Here is an 18,559-nt window from a genome sequence, read left to right as displayed (position 1 = left end):
AAAGCTATCATAACCCCAATTGATGCTGAATCGAAGCAGCAGGCGTCACATATGGAGATAGCTGCTCTTTATTTGCGCAGCGCCCGGCAAATGAGATGCGACAGTAGCTCCAGCTGCCGCGCCAGCTCCATGCTCAGCCAGACATAACCATGAATAGGCGTTTCCGCAACGTTATCGCTCTGACGCTCATTCATTAACTGCTTCAGCTCCGCAACGATCTCATTCAGACGTTCACTGTTCGCCAGGATGGGCTGCGGGTTACCTTCATAAAGCGCGTGAGCGATGGTGAGCAGCGTTTGCTGCGTCATCTGCTGCGTCTCTTTTAAGGTATGGGCATTGAGCATTAAAAGGTGGCTGGGACGAGAAGCCCAGTGCGCGTTGATTTGCAGCTCAAGCATGCATACCAGATTGCGGCTTACCGTCTGAATGGCTTCGAAAATGGATTTCTGGATATGGGTTTCTTTGCTGGCCGGAGTAATCAGCCCGCGCATCCTGACCACATCGTTGAGGATCGTTTGCAGGTGTTTTTCCAGCCGGGGGCGCTCAACCAGGTTAGGGGAAAATCCGGCCTGATAGACGCGGTTGAACGCGGTGACATAGTTAGCCATCTGAATACGCCAGTGCAGAAAAGCACGCTGTGGCCAGATGCCGGTAAAAAGCATAGCCAGCAGTGAGCCGAGGATAACGTCCCCGCTTCGCCACAGGGCGGTCGTCATATCCCCCGCCGGTGCACCGACCACCACCGAGAGCGTGATACCAATCAGCAGCGCCTGATAGGGCCTTTTGCCTAATGCCAGCCAGCCGCAAAGGAACATCGCGGCACCGCACCAGATCAACATAACCGGAAACGAGATAAGCTCAAGCTTCAGCGCGATAAGCCCCAGGGCAGAGCCTAAAACGGTACCGCCAATGCGCTCGAAGGCGCGTGGAACAACGTTCCCCCAGAACGAAATAGGCCCCATCACGACCACCAGCGTGATAAGCGGCCATGTTCCCTCAGGAACATCCAGCAAACGAACCAGCACAAACGTCAACACAAAAGCCAGCGCGATACGGCACCCATGTACCACGCGGTAGTGTTTGTACAGACGAATTTCAAAAGGGGTTAATGATTTGTCGGGACGCACACCCGCTCTCCAGCTACACGGCAAATCACAATTGTACTGTGTTTTCAGCCGGGCGGATCACACCCGGCTGAAAAACCCTGTAATAACCAGGCTTAACCCGCTTTGTGCTCTACACCAATATACATTTCGATGTCCCAGTAACCGTCCGCGTTACCATCATTAAGGTAGCGCTCGAAACAGGGTTTAGGGGCCATCTGGTAGCTGTTGTCCTGCAAGAGGGAATTAAAGAACTGGTTCCATGGGGTCGCGAAGTCATGGTTTTCAACGCGCGCCGTCGCCACCGCATACTCTCCAGCGGCGATTTCCGTCATCATGACGCCTTCGCTGTTTTCAGGAATGACAAAATCGTCCGGGACCGTTACGGCCGTGTCACAGCGCAATTTTTCTGCCGGGACCTCGTCCGGATTATCGTAGTAAACCGCAACCCACTCCAGCGGCTGAATGTGACGTCCATCCACCCACATGACTAACTGTTCGAAGCCCTGTTTAACCGTTTTGTCCCACGGCCCGACCAGATGAAAGCCGGCGATTTTACGTTTCTGTTGCTGCTTGATGCTGTAGTCCATGCTGCCTCCTTTTATTACTGTATATTTATACACTATAAAGCAGGTTTTAACTGTTCAGCAAACGAGGAGTGTTTATTATGTGAGCAGACTCGCAACCGCGCCAGTCTGCTCATGTGCTTTAACGCAGGCCGTTACAGCGTGTGATGCAGATAATCGCTCAGACGGGAGAAGAGGCCGCCTTTATTCACCGCTTCGAGCGTCACCAGAGGCCAGTGCGCCACGACTTTGTCACGATCGAAAAGCTGGATCTCCCCTACCCGCTGATGAGCCGCAATCGGCGCTTCCAGCTCTTTTTTATCCAGCACGTACTTGGCTTTGATGTTAGGAACTTCTGTTTTAGGCAAGGCCAGCCAGAAATCCTGGTCGGTGCCCAGTTCCACCTGCTCTTTATCGCCGTACCAGATACGCTCTGTTCCCACTTTTTTGCCGTTATGCAGGATCTGCACCGTATCAAAGTTCTGCTGCCCCCAGTGCAGCAGCTTCCGGGCCTGTTCCTCACGCCCTTTCGGGCTGTCAGCACCCATCACCACCGCGATTAAACGACGCTGACCGTCAACCGCTGACGCAATCAGGTTAAAGCCCGCTCCCGACGTGTGCCCCGTTTTCAGGCCATCAACGTTCATGGTTTTATCCCACAGCAGGCCGTTACGGTTTTGCTGGGTGATCCCATTCCAGGTAAGGCCTTTTTCGCTGTACATGTGGTAGAACTCTGGCTCGCCGTGAATGATAGCCCGGGAGAGCACGGCCAGGTCATAGGCAGAGCTGTGCTGGCCCGGCGCGTCCAGACCGTGGACGGTTTCAAAGTGGGTATCGCGCAGGTTCAGCTTTTGTACATAGTCGTTCATCATCTTCACAAACTGCGGCTGACCACCCGCTACGTGATCCGCCAGCGCCACGCAGGCGTCGTTACCGGAATCCACAATCAGTCCACGGCTCAGGTCGCGCACCGAGACGCGATCGCCCTCTTTCAGGAACATCAGCGACGACCCTTCAAACACCGGGTTCCCTTTTGCCCACGCGTCGCGGCCAACGGTAACGATGTCATCCGGAGTAATGCGGTGGCTGTCGATGGCCCGATCGACAACGTAGCCCGTCATCAGCTTGGTCAGGCTCGCCGGATTACGTTGTTGATGTTCGTTGCCCGCCGTTAAGATCTGACCAGTCGTGTAATCCATTAGCACCCAGGAGCCCGCCTGAATGGCCGGAGGCTGCGGCGAAAAATCCAGCGGATCGGCCGCGAAGGCAGAAGAGACACTCGAAGCGAGTAAAGAAACAGCAATAAACAGACGGCGTTTCAACGGTATATCCTCAGGTCATTAAAAATCGATGACCTTTTTACGGGAGTTCTGTTGTCGTTACCTGGCTTAATTGCAAAAAAATGTGACAGAAAGCAGATTTTACGCTGAAGCGGCCTCGCAAATTTGCACGGTGATGGCGCTTTTTATTCGGACTGACCTGCACAATCGTTTACCATAGAGACGTCATTTTTTAACAGGATGGTATTACTGGTGTCTGATTCAGCCGCGCGCCCTACATTTTTGTTCCACGATTACGCGCAGTAGCCATACAACCCTCGCCCCAACAGGCATCACCTCCATCACAATTTTATTTGGTACGCAATTTGGTACACAACCAATAATTTACCTCGGGTGCTGATTTCACTCCCTGCCCTATACTTTCAGTCTGACATCTGGCTGGAGGTTTCTATGTGTGGACGTTTTGCACAAGCCCAAACCCGTGAAGAATATCTGGCCTACCTGGCCGACGAAGGCGATCGCGACATCGCATATGACCCTGAGCCAATTGGACGATACAACGTTGCTCCCGGTACCAAAGTTCTGCTGCTGAGCGAACGCGATGAGCAACTTCACCTCGATCCGGTTTTCTGGGGTTACGCTCCCGGGTGGTGGGATAAACCGCCACTGATTAACGCGCGCGTCGAGACGGCTGCCACCAGCAGAATGTTTAAACCTCTCTGGCAGCATGGCCGTGCTATCTGTTTTGCTGATGGCTGGTTTGAATGGAAGAAGGAAGGCGACAAGAAACAGCCCTACTTCATCCACCGGTCCGACGGTCAGCCAATATTCATGGCGGCGATTGGCAGCACGCCCTTCGAACGCGGTGACGAAGCGGAAGGCTTCCTGATTGTGACGTCTGCAGCAGATAAAGGCCTGGTCGACATTCACGACCGCCGGCCACTGGTCCTGTCACCAGAAGCGGCACGGGAATGGATGCGCCAGGATGTTGGCGGGAAAGAAGCGGAAGAGATTATCGCTGATGGTTCTGTGCCAGCCGACAAGTTTATCTGGCACGCCGTGACGCGCGCCGTGGGGAATGTCAAGAATCAAGGGCCGGAAATGATTGCGAAAAATTAGATAATTATTAATAACCTGCGTAGCCTCGACGACCATAAGATGCAGTGATAGAATGCCTTTTATCAGGCATTAACAATTACTAATTTATTTTTACCCTTAAGGTTAGATGATGGATTTATTATTCTCGCTTTGCCTTGTTTTAACCTGCTTAGCACTGGCAATTGGAATATTTAGCTTGCCGTTATTCAGATTTATAGATGAAGATACAGATGCTGCAAGAGCAAATAGTTTAGATGGCATGAGATTCATTCTCGCTTCTTTTGTAATATTTCACCATATTGACTGTGCCTATACCTACATAACAAAAGGCAAATGGATGCCAACTTCAGATTGGTTGTTGTATATGGGTAAATATGGTGTGGCTTTATTTTTCATGATTACAGCTTTTTTGTTTTGGGGGAAAGTAAGAAAATCCAATGAAGTTGATTGGGTTGACTTATATAAAAAAAGATTTTATAGGATTGCACCTTTATCCATTTTCTGCTCAGCCATTGCACTGGCAAGTCTGTTTTTATTGACCGAAAGAAAGGACTTTTCTCATAGTATCCTCGCTGCTTCACTCTCCTGGTTTGATGCTGGGCTGTGGAATTCCAAACCTGCGGTTACTGCTTTTACGCCTCCGTTTATGGCATTGGCTGGCGTTACCTGGACGCTCCGCTGGGAATGGATCTTTTACTTTTCACTACCCCTGTTCTTCATGTTCAAGAAATGGTCATTTGAGTTAACTGTTTCTGTTTTTGCTTTTTCTGTGTATTTCCTTCCAGACTTTACTAAAGATGCATATTTATGGTCATATTTTTTCGCTGGAATGTTATGCAGCGTTCTAAAAGATAAGATTCACTTAAACGCTAAATCTGCCAACACCATATTAGTAGTTATGATATTAGCCACTTTGTTAGTCCAGCCAACTTTGTACGGCTCTCCTGAAAAGATATTCCTCTGCGTTATATTTTTCTCAGTTGTATCAGGAGCTAATCTTTATGGAGTATTAATTAACAAAGCGGCAATTCGCCTTGGGGCAATAAGTTATAGTTTATATTTAACACAAGGATTGATTCTTTTCCCAATGGTTATCTACTTTAAAAATGGAAGCAATTTAGCCTTAGATATAAACACATTTATTATATTCACAGTATCTTATGTCTTAATTTGCATTCTATCATCATTAACCTTTCATTTTATTGAAAGGCCATTTATGAAAAGAATAAAGGCCAGTAATACTGCTGACAAGGCATACAATAAATAATGGCATCCGGCGACTTGTCGCCGGAGATTTAGATCTTTAGTTACCTAACAATCAGTAGATCTGAGTATCTTGTCGTATACCTCGGAGATAACATTTCACGCTTCATTTGCCATTGCTGCTGAATGCCCTGCCCGGCAAAGTAGAGCGTACCTTTGCCACCCTTAGCATTGAGTTGATCGAGAACGTTCATCAAAGATGCGCTATCGTTACGCGGCGCATTTTCATCAAACAGGTTGAGCTGCGCCACACCCTGGCTGAAAAAATCTCCCAGCATGATTCCAGCCTTTTGATAGCGGTGGCCATCCTTCCAGATTTTATCCAGACACTTTACCGCGGTGTTGATGATGTCGCGGGAATCCTGAGTGGGGGTGAGAAGCTTCATGGACGCGCTGTTTCCGTAATACGGCTCATTAAGCGCGAATGGTGAGGTTTTCACGAACGCAGAGATAAAGCGGCAGTACTGATGCTCGCTGCGAAGCTTTTCGGCCCCACGCGCCGCATAGCTGCAAATAGCCTGCCGCATCTGTTCGTATTCGGTCACGCGTTCGCCGAATGACCGGCTGCAGACGATTTCCTGCTTAGCTGGTGCAAACTCCTCCAGATCCAGACATGGTTCGCCGCGCAGCTCCCGGACAGTTCGCTCCAGGACGACATTGAAGTGCTTTCGAATAATCCACGTACTCTGCTCAGAGAGATCCAAAGCAGTTTTGATACCCATCGCATTTAGCTTTTTGCTGATGCGTCGGCCGACGCCCCAGACATCCTCTACAGGCACGATCGCCAACAGCCGATGCTGGCGATCGATATTGGACAAATCAACAACTCCGCCCGTCTGTCTCTGCCATTTCTTGGCTGCGTGGTTTGCCAGCTTAGCGAGTGTTTTTGTCTGCGCGATGCCAACCCCAACGGTCAGGTGCGTACGCTTCAGAACGGTAGCGCGGATCTCTTTGCCGAACTCCGTCAGGTCCCGGCAGTTGCGAACACCTGTCAGGTCGCAAAAAGCTTCATCGATACTGTAAATTTCGACGCGGGGGCTCATTTCCTCAAGCGTCGTCATTACCCGGTTCGACATGTCTGCGTACAGCTCGTAGTTGCTGCTGAAGCAAACAACCCCAGCGCGCCGAAATAAGTCCTTTTGCTTGAAGAAAGGCTCTCCCATTGTAATTCCAGCGGCCTTGGCCTCGGCGCTGCGTGCGATTACACAGCCATCGTTATTCGAGAGAACGACAACCGGCCGGCCTCTTAAATCGGGTCTGAAGACCGTCTCGCATGATGCGTAGAACGAATTCACATCACAGAGCGCGAACATGTTCAGCTCGCCGATTTGACGATGAAAGTCACTACGCCGAAAACGTCCAGCGTGTCTTCGCAGCCAACAACAATAGGGCTGTAGGCGCTGTTCATAGGAATGAGTTGCACGGTCGGGCGGAGCTGCAGACGTTTAACAGTGAACTCACCTTCTACCGCGGCGATTACGATATCTCCGTGTTCTGCAGTCCGGGAGCTATCAACCACCAGCAGATCACCGTCGCTGATACCGGCCTCTATCATTGAGTCACCGGCTGCTTTTACGAAATACGTCGAGCTGGGATGGGAAACGAGTAACTCATTGAGATCGATACGCTGTTCGACATAATCAGCTGCCGGGCTAGGAAAGCCGCATTGAACTAAGTCGCTGAAAAGCGGGATTGCAATAATTTCGCGTAATTCTGCCGGTCTGTAGAATTCCATAATGCACACCTCAATACTGTTTTTATATACAGTAGTTTTAACTGAGGCGCTGATCAAGATGGACGAGTGTTTCTGTCTGGCTACTTCATAGCCGCTTCGTTTCTAAACCTGTAACGCTGTTAGACTTTTGGCGTTTGTAAATATCAGGAATAGAAGTGTCGATTGCTCATTTTAAATACTACATGAAGGGGTTTATGTCTGAAGAAGCCGGGTGAATGGTATGAGTAACAATACCGATCAGGTGAACGTCATCAAGTGAGTCACCTTCTATGGCTTCACCATCATCAGTTATCAGTGCTTCACCCGCAAGGTAAGCGTATTGATGACGCCCGCAGAACCAGATGAGCAGCTTCACGCCCTGCTCTGGTCTACGAACTTTTTCAATAATCGCGTAACCACCCGGCGCACCGACGACGTTTGCTGTGGCTGGTAAACATTCAGAGGGGCTTTTTCGCGTGACCTCGACAAAGGCGCCATGTTTGTCAGCTATGTTTGGCATAATCACCTCACAATATAACTGTATATATAAACAGTATTACTTCATCAACAGTTATGATCAATATGTACAGTGAAGAAAGTTATTCTGATAATATTGTCTAAAGGTCTTAAGTGAAGGTAATGGTATGAGCTCGTTCAAAAAATTGATGTACAAAATTCTTTCTACTGGTTCTGAGGCTGTAGTTCCTGAGATGAGCACTGACGAACTAGTGATGAAAGTCGCGCAGGATACACCAGATCTTAAGTTGTGGGTTGTTAAGCTTGAGTCTGGGGAAGTTACCCGCGAGGAGTTTAATCGCGTATGCATAGGGCATATAGTCAAAGAGTTATATGCTTTCAGAAAGGAAGAAGAAAACTCAAGGATGCAGGCCTGGTGACAGCATGATCTATGTAGTGATATTTGTGCTCGCCGCGCTGGCTTTGTTTGAATTCTTTCTTTCAGGCAAGAAGATATCCCCATCACTTGTCATGCTGTGTATCTGGGCGGTTTCCCTTACAGCGTGCTCATTCTATGAGAACGATGTTGGGGATATATCCGGAGAAACGTTGTTATGGATTTTACTTGGCAACGCTGCTTTTTTCGTTGGAGGATTTTTAGGCAGAATTATTTTCAGGAATAATGCCCGCAACTACGACTCAGGCCAAGTGTCATTAAGTTTCTTACTGCCAATTTATGCAATTTCAGCAGTTCTTATGTACCAGATGTATCTATCAGGTTTGTCTGAGTCATCAAATTGGTATGTGGGAATGCGAACCATAATAAACTATGGCGAGCCTAATATTTATTTCAAATTGTTTGGGTATGTGTACTATATACTTTATCCAGCCCTGTATATTTCAGCGGCTTCATACTATAGAAACCCAACCAAACGCGGTGCCAGGTCATTCTGGTCACTGTTGTTTTTCTGCATGCTTTACGCTGCATTTTCAACTGCCAAGATAAAGATACTTCTAGTCATAATCCCTGTATTCTTCATTAGATCATACTTTAGAGCGTCAAGTACTAAGCTTATAATTTTTTTGGGCTTGATAATACTTAGTGCAATGTATCTATCTTTGTTGCTTCTAAACAAGATTAATGGAGATGGTAATTTTACAGATTTGTTGCTTACAAATATAGGTAACTATACGTTTGCCAACATATTCTCTTTTGACAGCCTTAACTTTAATACCCTTCCGGATTTAGAGTGTTATGACGCATCTGGGTGTCAATTATTGCCATTTTATGAGGGCGGCCCATTCAGAACAAACGTATACACTCTAATGTACTGGTTTATTGATTATGGGGTGATTGGATTTTCCGCGTTTTGCATGTTTATCGGAATGATACACAACGGCGTTCACAACGTAGCGAGATTAACAAAAAACACAATGTTTGTTATCTCCAGCTCAGTGCTTTATTTCCCTCTGATATTCCAAATCATGGATGACCAATATACTTCATCAAAATATCTTTTGTGGATTTATGCATTCACATTAGTAATTTTGTTAAGCATGAGAACAAAATTCTTTGTAAAAACCGCCCCATAATGGGGGCGGTTTCATTACCAGGTATACCTTACCGCCTTCCAGTCTGTATCAAGAACATTTCCGCTGCCAGTGGTTATTCTAAGCCAACCATGCAGCACGTACCCTGTCGTGACGGTGAGGGTGTTGGCTTGTACAAAATCGCCGCTAACATAATACCCAACACCAGGCATGGCGTTACTCGTACTAAAGCCGTTACATAGAATATTTTTCCGGAAGTTAGCCACCTGACCTGATACCGCAGCTCCCCAGTTTGACCATCCGCCAAGATTGCTGTCAGTCCACAGGCATTCACTGAAGGTGATTAATCCACTGGCGTTACGCGCTGCCCACTGAGCATTTCCCACTTCCGGAACCTGGCACTTATAGGTGTTACGTGTGCACGTATAAGCTGCCCCTGATTGCGGGGCATCAATGCGTAACGCAATGCCAGTGCCACCAGCGCGACAGTCGTACGCATTCCATTCAATTTTGCTACGGCTGACAGAGCCACTTCTAGCCACATAGTTGAGCCATGAAGCACCAGTAACACTGACCTCACATCTCAAAACCTCACCACGATATCCGATATCAAACCCGTTATCGCAGTTCATATGGCGTACGACTACCTTGCTATCAAGGCATGTGTCCATTTCCCCAGCAAGTACGGTACTGTCCTTGACCATAAGTTCAACATCACACTCTCTGAATCGTGACAGGTAAGCGTGCGTGTTGTTTCTCAAATTTGCCTTCGCTTTAACGTTGGTGATGTTGTATGACTTTCCGAAGAAACAGAGGCCGTAAGCGCAGTTATCAGCAACAACATTAATAGTTCCGTTATCGATAACCTGATAGTCGAAATTTGGCTCCAGATCGACGCCGCCAGGCTGCTGCACGCTACCAACCACACCTCCTACGTTTTTAACGGAAACATCTATATTAAAGTTTTTGCAGCTAATAACAGAGATGGCATTTCTTCCATCAATAGCGTTGTTGGAAATTGTTCCTTTTAGTCGTAAACCATCTGTCACGGTGCTGTTTGATAACCAGTCAGACTGATTAACATAAACACCATCGCCTTTAATCTCTTTGATATCGATCGTGAAGTCATGCCCCCCGCCACCCGCTATACCAACACAGTAAATATGTTCTTCATTGGGCTGGACCGCTCGCTGCCCGTCGAATCGTAGATGGCCTGAGATATTGAAGACATCTTTCAACAAGATGCCCATGAACGCAGGCATTCCGGCATTATTTTCAGAGGTTGAAGCTCGCTGCCGAAGTTTAATTACCCCTTCGCACTGGAATCGAGTATTGTCATAAGTGCTGTTATTGAGCGTAACCCCGGCAGCGATAAATTCGGCTTCAGGAATGACAACCAGTTTGCCTTTCTTGGCATCTACCAGACGCTGTAATGCAACGCTGCTGTCTGTTCCCGGTACGCCGCCTGCATCCAGCAGCGTGATGCGAGAAGACATGCGCTTCCAGCGTTTTCCCCCAGCGGTGACAAACACATCAACACCATTATCGGCGCTTGTTGTATCTGCGTTGTCGTACCAAAGAATCCCACCGCCATATCCAGTACCCGTAGCGTACTCGACCAGGCTGATCATCTGCTTATTGATGGTCGGCTCAACCATACGAAGAGCCGTGACCGTCGCGCAGCGGCCTATTAATTTGAAGCCATCCGAAGCTGCCAGGTCTTTCCTCAACACATCAGAAACATCTACGGGCTGCCACTTGCCCGGGCCAGTACCCCCAGCAGAAGAAGGAGTTGACCCGGCTTGAACCGTTTTTGGTAGCGTGGCGAGATCATCCCAGCGGTACCAGATTAATGAGGCTGTATCCTGCAGCAGATCGCCAGCCGCGGCCACTGTCCCTCCGCCCTGAAATGTGCCTTTCAGGTTCCAGCCAAGATTGTAGATTTGCTGCAGAACAAGCTGCTTCAAACCTTCAATCGTGTAATGCTGAACGCCAAATCGATCGACATACCACTGTGAAAACGACGTAACGAATTCATCAATTTTCCCTGCATTAAATTTCATGTCGATTGGAGATTCACTTGGAACAGGCAGGTTTGTTGGTGTAGTAGCCATATTTATTCCATAAAAAAACCCGGCGCGGTGGCCGGGTTGTGATGGTCGGGATGGGTCTTATTGGTAAATCAGATCGCTATACTCAGCCAGGGTTAAAGCTGTGCTTCCCTTACCGTCTGGCTGCTTGGCTGTGATTGTCCACTGCCCTGCATCCAGTTCCTGAGACGTGGCAATGACGTATCGGGAAGGCGACTGGACGTCGACACCATCGAACAGGTTCAGGTAGATATCAGGAATGGCAGCGGTAAAGCCAAACGCGGTGTCAATGCGCGGGGATGCCGGGTATCGTGCAGTAGTAGCACCGGACGAATCCGTGACCTGCACATACATGGTTCCTGAGAAGTTGATGCGCTCACTCGTCTCAAAGTCATTGCCGACCCGTGACACGATGTATCCAGCCTGCTGGTTGGTGTCGTATGTATCCGGCACCTGGACCATATCGCCAATGTTTACCCACTCTCCATCTGCCATTGCTGTAATAGCCATGGTCATACGGGAGAATATGAGCCTCTTGCACTCGCGCAGCGCCCGCTCGTCCGCCTGATACCTGTTCCTGACGTACAGCATTTCGAACTTTTTCGCCTTGGCCGGCGATCCTTCGATGATGGAATTGCCGGATATCCGGTACCGGACAAAGTCCTGCTTATTGGTGTCCGGGTTGCGGAACTGCACTTCAACTCCGTCATAACCGCCTGGAAGCGTCATGTCGTAAGAAAGTGAGTAACCATCTGGCTTGGTGTTGGCCCGGTTGAATATTGTGGCCGCAGACGTCTTTTTGCTGTCTCGTGTGAATGACAGCACACCGTTATCGTCGTAAACGGACACGCTGGCAGCGTCACAGATGGTCTCCATTCGCGAGCCGAGAGACACATCCTCATCGTCAAAGGTGTAATCGAAGTATCCGAGTCGCGGGTCGATAGCGTCGATTTCAGCCTGAATCTGGTACAGGCCGAAGATATCAATGCTTGATACCGGCTGCTGCCCGACAACGAGCCAGTTAAACAGGGCGATATCCGCAAATTTCCGAGACGGTCGGAGCGTATAATCAACCTGCTGCGTCGTCATGTTGTAGCTGATTACATGGCGGGTGATCAGCGCATTGTATTTCCTGTCACGGCTGCCGGTGGCGTTCTCTGTCGCACGGACGACTATTTTCACCAGCGTGTCATCAGGATGCACAACATTTGTCCTGACGTTGATAGCGTGAATCTCCTCGAGCTGTATTTTGCTGTCACTTGCGCTGTTTGTTATGCGCTCAAGTGAGACGGCATAGCGGCCGTAACCGGCTGCAGGAGTTTGCTTATATGTCCGGTAGTAGGTTTTCGAAACTCCCTTTATCCCTTCTACAATCGCATAAGTCACCGTCTCCTCTGTGCCTGGGATCTGATTATTATCATCGTCGACCTTCCACCATTTAATTTTGAAAGAGTCGTTGTGCTGCCCGGCGTAACCGGCAATCACGTGGATCCACAGCTGAGTTGACTGCACTGGAGAAATAAACGGACCTACCACAAGCGTTCCGTTATCGGCCAGGATGAATTTTGTTGTGTTGATGGTGACGCCTGATAAATCAAAGCCCGGTGCTGAAATTTTATTGAACCTGAACGTGTAATACCTAACCGGGTTAATGACACTTCCGTCGTCGCTTTCAACGATGCTTATCATCGACCCTGAAAGCTGGACGTCTTCTGTTACAGAACCACCCGGCACCGGCCTGGTTACATTGATCGTGAAAGTAACCGGGTGAGGGAGGATCAGGCCAAGGAAATAGTCAAAATCAGCCTGTTTTACGATTTTCATCGCAATTTCTCCACCAGCGTAAACGCCACTTATGACGGTTGTCGCCGTCGCGCTTTCAATTGGCGTGCCTTCTTTTTCGTTTGGCCCGAGAAGTTCCTGCCCGTCAACATCGTCAAACTGGTAGCCCTCGATAACCTGGGGGAGCACTTCACCGGGCTGATAAATGGTGTAACTTGCTCCCGCCATTGAGCCAAGATTAGTTTCAGAGAACCGCACAGAGGTTATGTCATATTTCCCCAGGCCAAAGCACATAAGCTCAGTTACGTATTTCAGCCAGGTGTTATCTGCGCCGCCCGGGACATATTCAAAAACTGATTCCTGGGTAAGGTCGGGAAACGCCCTGATCTGCCCAAAGTTATCAGGCTTAGCTTCGCCATTGCGCGCGATGTTGGTCTGTCCCTTCAGGCTGTTGTTTGGCGATGTTTTGCTGTTCCCACTGGACGCGCTCGCATTGGGTTTTGGCATCAGGCCGGCAAGCACCTTCTGCGTAAACTTAATGGGATTGAGGTGCTCGAGTGGGTTCAGGATGGTACCAATCAGACCACCGCTTTTAGGCTGGTCAAAAATGACTACCCTGTCATTTTCCTGAAGAATAAAGCCCAGCTCTTCTTCAGGCTGCAGTTCTTTGCCGTTAACATTAATGCGGATATCGCGGTGGAAGCTCTCCTGAGCAAGCCAGTCATAAAACACCGTTCCTGCTTCAACTTCCGCCCTGTCCTTCGGCATCCCCGGGACGCGCTGAATTTCGATTACCGGCATACTGGTAAAACTCCACTCTGGTGAATAGCTTCTGAATTGTCCGTATCGCGTCAAATCTGACGTGCCCGTTTTCCCCGCGACTGTGCAGCGCAAGGCCGCCCAGTATCAGCCCAACATGCACGGGCTGACTGCCGACCCAGGCCACGAAGATCCCTTCATCGCAAAATGTTTCGCTTCGCTGCCAGAACACGACATCAGCGTCATAACACGTCATGAAGTCGCGCCCGGATTCGTAGTCCGCGGTCTGGTGTACTTCGATACCGAGAACATGCCGGTAATACATCACCACCAGACCCCAGCAGTCTGCTGCGTTGAAACTGCACGCCCGGTTACTCCATGGCACGCCCTCAATTCGAGAGATAAACTCGTCTCTATGCATTCTGAAGCCCCGGGTATTCTTCGACGGTGTACAGGCGGCCAACGTTACGGTTTAGCGGATTTATGCGCGTCAGGCTGCATGTGACATCCTTGTCATCCATCGAGCAGTCATTGACATATAGCGTCCAGGACTTGATGGCTGTGCTCATGTCAGCAGCGTCAAACTGTTGATAGGTGGCAGAGATCGGCGTGATGCGTGAATGCGCCTTCCAGAGTTTCAACTTCTGTTTAAAGTCCTGCGCCAGGCGGCTAAATTTAACCGTGCTGTCGAGTACCGGCGTATTGCTTTGCTGGCTCTCTGTAAGTTCCATCCGGCATGGAGTGAACACCTGACCGCCGAGCGTTTTGGGGAATATCTGGTTGTTCACCAGACGCACATATCCAAACGTCTCGTTGTAAAAGGTGATCGTCTCGTAAAGTATCCGGTTCGGTCTCTGGCTCTGAAATTCTCTCAGTGTGGGCATTACGGAACCCTCGGCAGACTTTCCGGATCGCGTCCATCCGGATAACCGGTGACGATAATATCGAGCCATGAACCCCACGGCGGAGGCAACTCAACGATAATGTCGTCAAACTCGTCATCTGAGTTAACCAGCTCGCGCGCAACGACATCACCGCTCCATGTGAAAATTGACCCGGACTGCGACCATGTCGGCCAGGAGAGGAAATGCAGTTCCTGAACTTCAAGGCCTGTGTCTCCAGTGCCGGTACCGAGGCGCATCGTGAACCACTGATTGCAGTTGTCCAGATAGTTCGGACTCCGCAGCCACTGCATGAAGGCCCGATGCTGATCCCGGGTGAATATCCACGTAAGAGAAAAGGTGGTCTTCAGGTCATCGGTGAGCTTCTGAAATATTGGCGCGCCGACCGACGGCTGGTCCGTCCGAAACCCGGTATCGGTCGACGGTGTTTTCCCTTTTTGCGCCAGGGGCAGCCAGTCAGGATATGGAATAGGCATAGTTAGCTCCTTGCCTTACGTGGTGCCTGGTGATTTCGCTGTATGGCCTGGCTGGCAGGACCACCGTTATCGAGGTCATAGACGAATGCATCCACCGTCCACCCTCCATTTCCGTCTGGTGTTGCCTGCGCATCTACGTTTGACGACGTATAGTTGTTGATATTGACCACTACTCCACCACCTCCGCCATTCGTCAGATCCTTATTGCTAATCACCTTTCCGTTGTCGCCGGGGATCATGTACTGACTGCCATTACTGGCCTGGTAGATTTCAGGCATGCCGCCCTCGCCTACCTGGTACATAGAGCCAGCTGATACAGGACCGCCATTTTTACGCTTACCTGCGATACCACCAGCCATGGCCATGGCGGCAATAACTGCACCGATACCAATGGCCGCAGCACCACCGAACGAGCCGATAGATGCCACAATGGCTGCAGGAGTCCATGCTGCAGTGGTTGCCGCGGCAGAAGAAACGCTCGCCGCGGTTGTCGTAGCCGTGCCAGCCACAGCTGCCGAAGTTGTAGCTGCAGTAGCTGCTATCTGTGCGCTGCTGCCAGTAACTGCGGCCTTCACCCACTCCATGCCCATCTGTACGAACGTATTTACGACGCTGTTTAGCACAGTGCTACCGATGGATTGCAGCGCTTCAGAAGCTGACATGCTGCCAGTAATAATCCCTGTCAGGGCATTTGATGCGTTGTTACCGAATGCTTCAAAGGCTGCAGATGCTGCCTGCGTAGCAAGGTTTTGCTGAGACCACTCTTCCCACATGGCAGCATTACGCTGGTCCCGGTACTGCTGTTCAATCGCAGCACGGGCAGCTTCTGCCTCGCCAATTTTTTGCGGGTATAACTGGGCATATAACTGGATGTCAGCAATGTCTTTCTGATACTGGCTATCAAGACCGGCTGTTTTACTGGTCTTACCCTGGATCGAGCTGAATTTGTTAGCAGCTTCAGTGCGCTCCCGCTCTGCTTTTGCCTGCTCACGCAGCGCATTAGCATTATCCCAGGCTTTTCCTGCCAGTTGCCCGGCGAGCATGACTTGCTCTTGCGAAGCAGTATTACCGAGAGACTGCTGTGCGTTCAGTACTGCCTGCGCGCGCGACAGTTCGCCTATACTCCCTGCTGACAGCTCCGCCTTTTGCTTCAGTTCATCCAGTTTTTTGTTAACGGACTCCTGCGCTTTGGCGTATTGCTCAGCATCTTTCTGTGCTGCGGACTTACCTCCTTTTGCCTTGCTGCCGGCGGTCGTTCCGGTGGTCTTTGTCTCAACCGGCTTTGTGTTAGCTGCAGTTTTCGAGGCTTTCGTGACAGCATCCAGATCGCCAACCAGCATGGCGGCTTTATTACTCAAACCAGCCAGCGCTTTGTTTTGGGCTTCCCACCCGTCCAGGCCGAGCCATGACCAGGTTCGGGCCCGGCGCGTGAACATTTCCGCCGTACTGTTCAGATCTGAGATCTGTGAATCGGCAGAGATGGCTTTTCCTGCCAGCCTGTCCAGCGCGGCCGTCAAAGAGTCAATTACAGCAACCATGCCAGAGCTTGCGCCCGTTGCCTGGTTTACCGAATCTATCATCGACAAGAAAGAGTTTGTCAGCGCAGTGTTTGCCTGTGAAAGCGTACGCGGCAACTTCTCGAACTCAGCATTCACTGAACCGGTTTGTTTCTGAATGGCGTTTAGCGCGTCCTCAGCTGTTAGTTTCCCGTCCAGCATAAGTTGACGCAACTGTCCGATGCTTACTCCTATTCCCGCGGCGATCTGGCGAGCCAGTTCAGGCATCTGCTCAAGGATGGAGTTGAATTCCTCAGCACGGACCATGCCAGAAGATATGGACTGGCCGAACTGGCGGAGCGCATTAGCCATTTCCTCTGATGAGGATCCGCCGATGCGCCCGATTTTTTGAAGCGTCTCGGTCAGCTGTAAAATCTGACCATTTGTCGCACCGGTATCGCGCAACGCCGTGCTCAGGGTTTCCCAAAGCTTTTCCGTGTCCTGAAGCGACCCGCCTGTAGCTGAGCTGATACGCATCAGACTCTGCATCGTCTGTGAGGCCGCGGCGGCGCTACCGGTTAATCGTTCAATTCGTGCATTCAACTGACTCATGTTGTCAGCTGCAACGAGAAACGCCTTACCCCAGTCAACAACCAGTGACGCTGCAATGGCACCTGCTACGCGGTTGATATTCGTCTGCAGCTCATCCATCTTTTTGGCTGCATTCGTGGCAGAGTTGCCAATAGAGTCGAGCGACTTATTGGCCTTTCCCTGCGCCTTCAGCAAGCCAGAAACATCGGCTTCGATGTCGTAATAAATCTCGCCTGCTTTTTCAGACATCAGTTTTCTCCGGGCATAAAAAAACCCGCCGTAGCGGGTCAGGATTTTGACTTGTGCCTATGAATCTCTTCCTTGAAGAAATCAAATGTCCCTTTATTTGGGTCAATATTTTTTCTACAAGTGGTGAAGTCTTTTGAAAGTTGACTTCCATCGCCTTGTTCACTTAACGATTTTTCAGTTAATTCGATGACAGCTTGTGATGCATCAGAAAGGCAATTTACTTGTTGCTTCGCGAATTTAGTTAAAGTCCATTGGATACCATAAATGCTGGTAGGTACGCCAAAAATGATACCTAAAGCCCAGATGATAGCCTTTTGCTTAGGAGTTAGCATTTTATAACCCTGAGGAGGAAAGTTCAGATTATTCTAATCTTTCAAACACAATTAATTAACTCCTACAATTCGCAGTTCAGGTTTTTAAAAGGTTACGTTCGCGCTCAATCATTGCCTTCCATCGACGATCATCATCATCCATAACCGCGTCATACTCTTCCCTGGTGAAGCCTTTCTGGTCCGGGTATTTGGCGTTCAGCATCATGGCGAATTCGGTCATGGTTAGCTCCATCGCCTCTTCCTTGCTGATGCCAAAATGATTGCGGGCGGCCATGATGTATTCAGTCGCATGAAACTCAGAAGTCGTTTCCTTACTTTCGTTCTTCTGCAGCGTCCTGACTCTGGCCCGTCCGATGATGCCATGCATCATCAACGACTGAGCTATGAGAATGAGGTTCTCAGGAGGTAGCGAGCCGCGATGCCATACGAATGTGCGTCGCCCAGTACGGGATGGCTCATTCCAGCCAGTCAGTTCAGAAACATCCTCATCACAGCAGGACTGGATGACGTTGATCGCGGAGAGTAAAGTTTCACGAAGAAACGCCGCTGAACCTGCAGCTTCAAGCGCCCAGAGAGGATGCGTTACATCTCCGAAGTAGTGTGCGTAAAATCTTCGCTGATGCTCAGGTATAGCGCTGTGAATTTCGCGTGCTGCCTCAAGCATTTTCGCCACGTCATCATTGAAGAGTGCGTAGAATGTACGAACGATATGCTCTGGCTCGCCGATACGCGTCATATTACGAAACGATGGCCGGAAGAAATACTCATGCTCGTCAACGCCGATCACGCACTCGCCAATTTCTTTCAAAGGGGTCATATCTGTCTCCATAATCAGTATCAAGGGCAGCACG

General features: G+C 49.7%; 18 protein-coding genes. 4 read left to right on the top strand and 14 right to left on the bottom strand.

What is annotated here, in order from left to right; genetic code table 11:
- Positions 1–68 precede the first annotated feature (68 nt).
- From AM410_RS15885 to dacD, 3 genes are all read right to left on the bottom strand, one after another.
- On the bottom strand, positions 69–1,127 hold the full coding sequence (locus AM410_RS15885; RefSeq protein ID WP_020883296.1) for an FUSC family protein: 1,059 nt from the start codon (positions 1,125–1,127) through the stop codon (positions 69–71).
- A 92-nt stretch (positions 1,128–1,219) separates the two neighbouring features.
- Positions 1,220–1,693 (bottom strand): DNA gyrase inhibitor SbmC, encoded by a 474-nt coding sequence (gene sbmC / locus AM410_RS15880; protein ID WP_032678501.1) that lies wholly within the window; start codon positions 1,691–1,693, stop codon positions 1,220–1,222.
- 131 nt (positions 1,694–1,824) lie between these two features.
- Positions 1,825–2,991 carry a serine-type D-Ala-D-Ala carboxypeptidase DacD gene (gene dacD, locus AM410_RS15875; protein WP_108648129.1) on the bottom strand — a complete coding sequence of 389 codons (1,167 nt, stop codon included), beginning with the start codon at positions 2,989–2,991 and terminating at the stop codon, positions 1,825–1,827.
- 408 nt (positions 2,992–3,399) lie between these two features.
- Between dacD and AM410_RS15870 the strand changes: the two genes are divergently transcribed.
- Positions 3,400–4,068 (top strand): SOS response-associated peptidase, encoded by a 669-nt coding sequence (locus AM410_RS15870; protein WP_108648128.1) that lies wholly within the window; start codon positions 3,400–3,402, stop codon positions 4,066–4,068.
- 106 nt (positions 4,069–4,174) lie between these two features.
- On the top strand, positions 4,175–5,314 hold the full coding sequence (locus AM410_RS15865; RefSeq protein ID WP_236900075.1) for an acyltransferase family protein: 1,140 nt from the start codon (positions 4,175–4,177) through the stop codon (positions 5,312–5,314).
- A 40-nt stretch (positions 5,315–5,354) separates the two neighbouring features.
- On the opposite strand, the gene AM410_RS15860 is transcribed toward AM410_RS15865, so the two are convergent.
- The 3 genes from AM410_RS15860 to AM410_RS15850 form a co-directional block, all read right to left on the bottom strand.
- Positions 5,355–6,623 carry a Y-family DNA polymerase gene (locus AM410_RS15860; protein WP_108648126.1) on the bottom strand — a complete coding sequence of 423 codons (1,269 nt, stop codon included), beginning with the start codon at positions 6,621–6,623 and terminating at the stop codon, positions 5,355–5,357.
- 2 nt (positions 6,624–6,625) lie between these two features.
- Entirely contained in the window at positions 6,626–7,045 is a 420-nt protein-coding gene (locus AM410_RS15855; RefSeq protein ID WP_108648125.1) for a translesion error-prone DNA polymerase V autoproteolytic subunit, read from the bottom strand.
- Positions 7,046–7,223: 178 nt separating this feature from the next.
- Positions 7,224–7,544: a hypothetical protein gene (locus AM410_RS15850; RefSeq protein WP_108648124.1), complete on the bottom strand. Its 321-nt coding sequence runs from the start codon at positions 7,542–7,544 to the stop codon at positions 7,224–7,226.
- 124 nt (positions 7,545–7,668) lie between these two features.
- On the opposite strand from AM410_RS15850, the gene AM410_RS15845 reads away from it, so the two are divergent.
- Complete coding sequence (locus AM410_RS15845) at positions 7,669–7,920, top strand: hypothetical protein (protein ID WP_108648123.1); 252 nt, start codon at positions 7,669–7,671, stop codon at positions 7,918–7,920.
- A 4-nt stretch (positions 7,921–7,924) separates the two neighbouring features.
- Positions 7,925–9,073 carry an oligosaccharide repeat unit polymerase gene (locus AM410_RS15840; protein WP_159082270.1) on the top strand — a complete coding sequence of 383 codons (1,149 nt, stop codon included), beginning with the start codon at positions 7,925–7,927 and terminating at the stop codon, positions 9,071–9,073.
- Between the two features lie 14 nt (positions 9,074–9,087).
- Here the strand turns inward: AM410_RS15840 and AM410_RS23925 are convergent, their stop codons facing one another.
- The 8 genes from AM410_RS23925 to AM410_RS15800 all read right to left on the bottom strand — a co-directional run bounded on the left by AM410_RS23925 (position 9,088) and on the right by AM410_RS15800 (position 18,525).
- Complete coding sequence (locus AM410_RS23925; RefSeq protein WP_159082269.1) at positions 9,088–11,145, bottom strand: hypothetical protein; 2,058 nt, start codon at positions 11,143–11,145, stop codon at positions 9,088–9,090.
- Between the two features lie 57 nt (positions 11,146–11,202).
- Positions 11,203–13,704, bottom strand: a complete 2,502-nt coding sequence (locus AM410_RS15830) for a MoaD/ThiS family protein (protein WP_108648121.1) — start codon at positions 13,702–13,704, stop codon at positions 11,203–11,205.
- On the bottom strand, positions 13,646–14,083 hold the full coding sequence (locus AM410_RS15825) for an NlpC/P60 family protein (protein WP_108648120.1): 438 nt from the start codon (positions 14,081–14,083) through the stop codon (positions 13,646–13,648). The genes AM410_RS15830 and AM410_RS15825 overlap by 59 nt, the downstream gene beginning before the upstream one ends.
- Positions 14,076–14,546 carry a hypothetical protein gene (locus AM410_RS15820; RefSeq protein ID WP_044865745.1) on the bottom strand — a complete coding sequence of 157 codons (471 nt, stop codon included), beginning with the start codon at positions 14,544–14,546 and terminating at the stop codon, positions 14,076–14,078. Before AM410_RS15820 ends, AM410_RS15825 begins: the two co-directional genes overlap by 8 nt.
- Positions 14,546–15,040: a hypothetical protein gene (locus AM410_RS15815; RefSeq protein WP_108648118.1), complete on the bottom strand. Its 495-nt coding sequence runs from the start codon at positions 15,038–15,040 to the stop codon at positions 14,546–14,548. Before AM410_RS15815 ends, AM410_RS15820 begins: the two co-directional genes overlap by 1 nt.
- Before the next feature lie 2 nt (positions 15,041–15,042).
- Entirely contained in the window at positions 15,043–17,376 is a 2,334-nt protein-coding gene (locus tag AM410_RS15810) for a tape measure protein (RefSeq protein WP_108648117.1), read from the bottom strand.
- Positions 17,377–17,414: 38 nt separating this feature from the next.
- Positions 17,415–17,708, bottom strand: a complete 294-nt coding sequence (locus tag AM410_RS15805; protein ID WP_108648115.1) for a hypothetical protein — start codon at positions 17,706–17,708, stop codon at positions 17,415–17,417.
- Between the two features lie 76 nt (positions 17,709–17,784).
- Positions 17,785–18,525 carry a DUF6246 family protein gene (locus AM410_RS15800; RefSeq protein WP_108648114.1) on the bottom strand — a complete coding sequence of 247 codons (741 nt, stop codon included), beginning with the start codon at positions 18,523–18,525 and terminating at the stop codon, positions 17,785–17,787.
- Positions 18,526–18,559: the final 34 nt, after the last annotated feature.

Source organism: Enterobacter cloacae complex sp. FDA-CDC-AR_0164 (genome assembly GCF_003071645.1).
GTDB classification, from domain to species: domain Bacteria; phylum Pseudomonadota; class Gammaproteobacteria; order Enterobacterales; family Enterobacteriaceae; genus Enterobacter; species Enterobacter ludwigii.
This window is presented reverse-complemented; position numbering and strand designations above follow the sequence as displayed.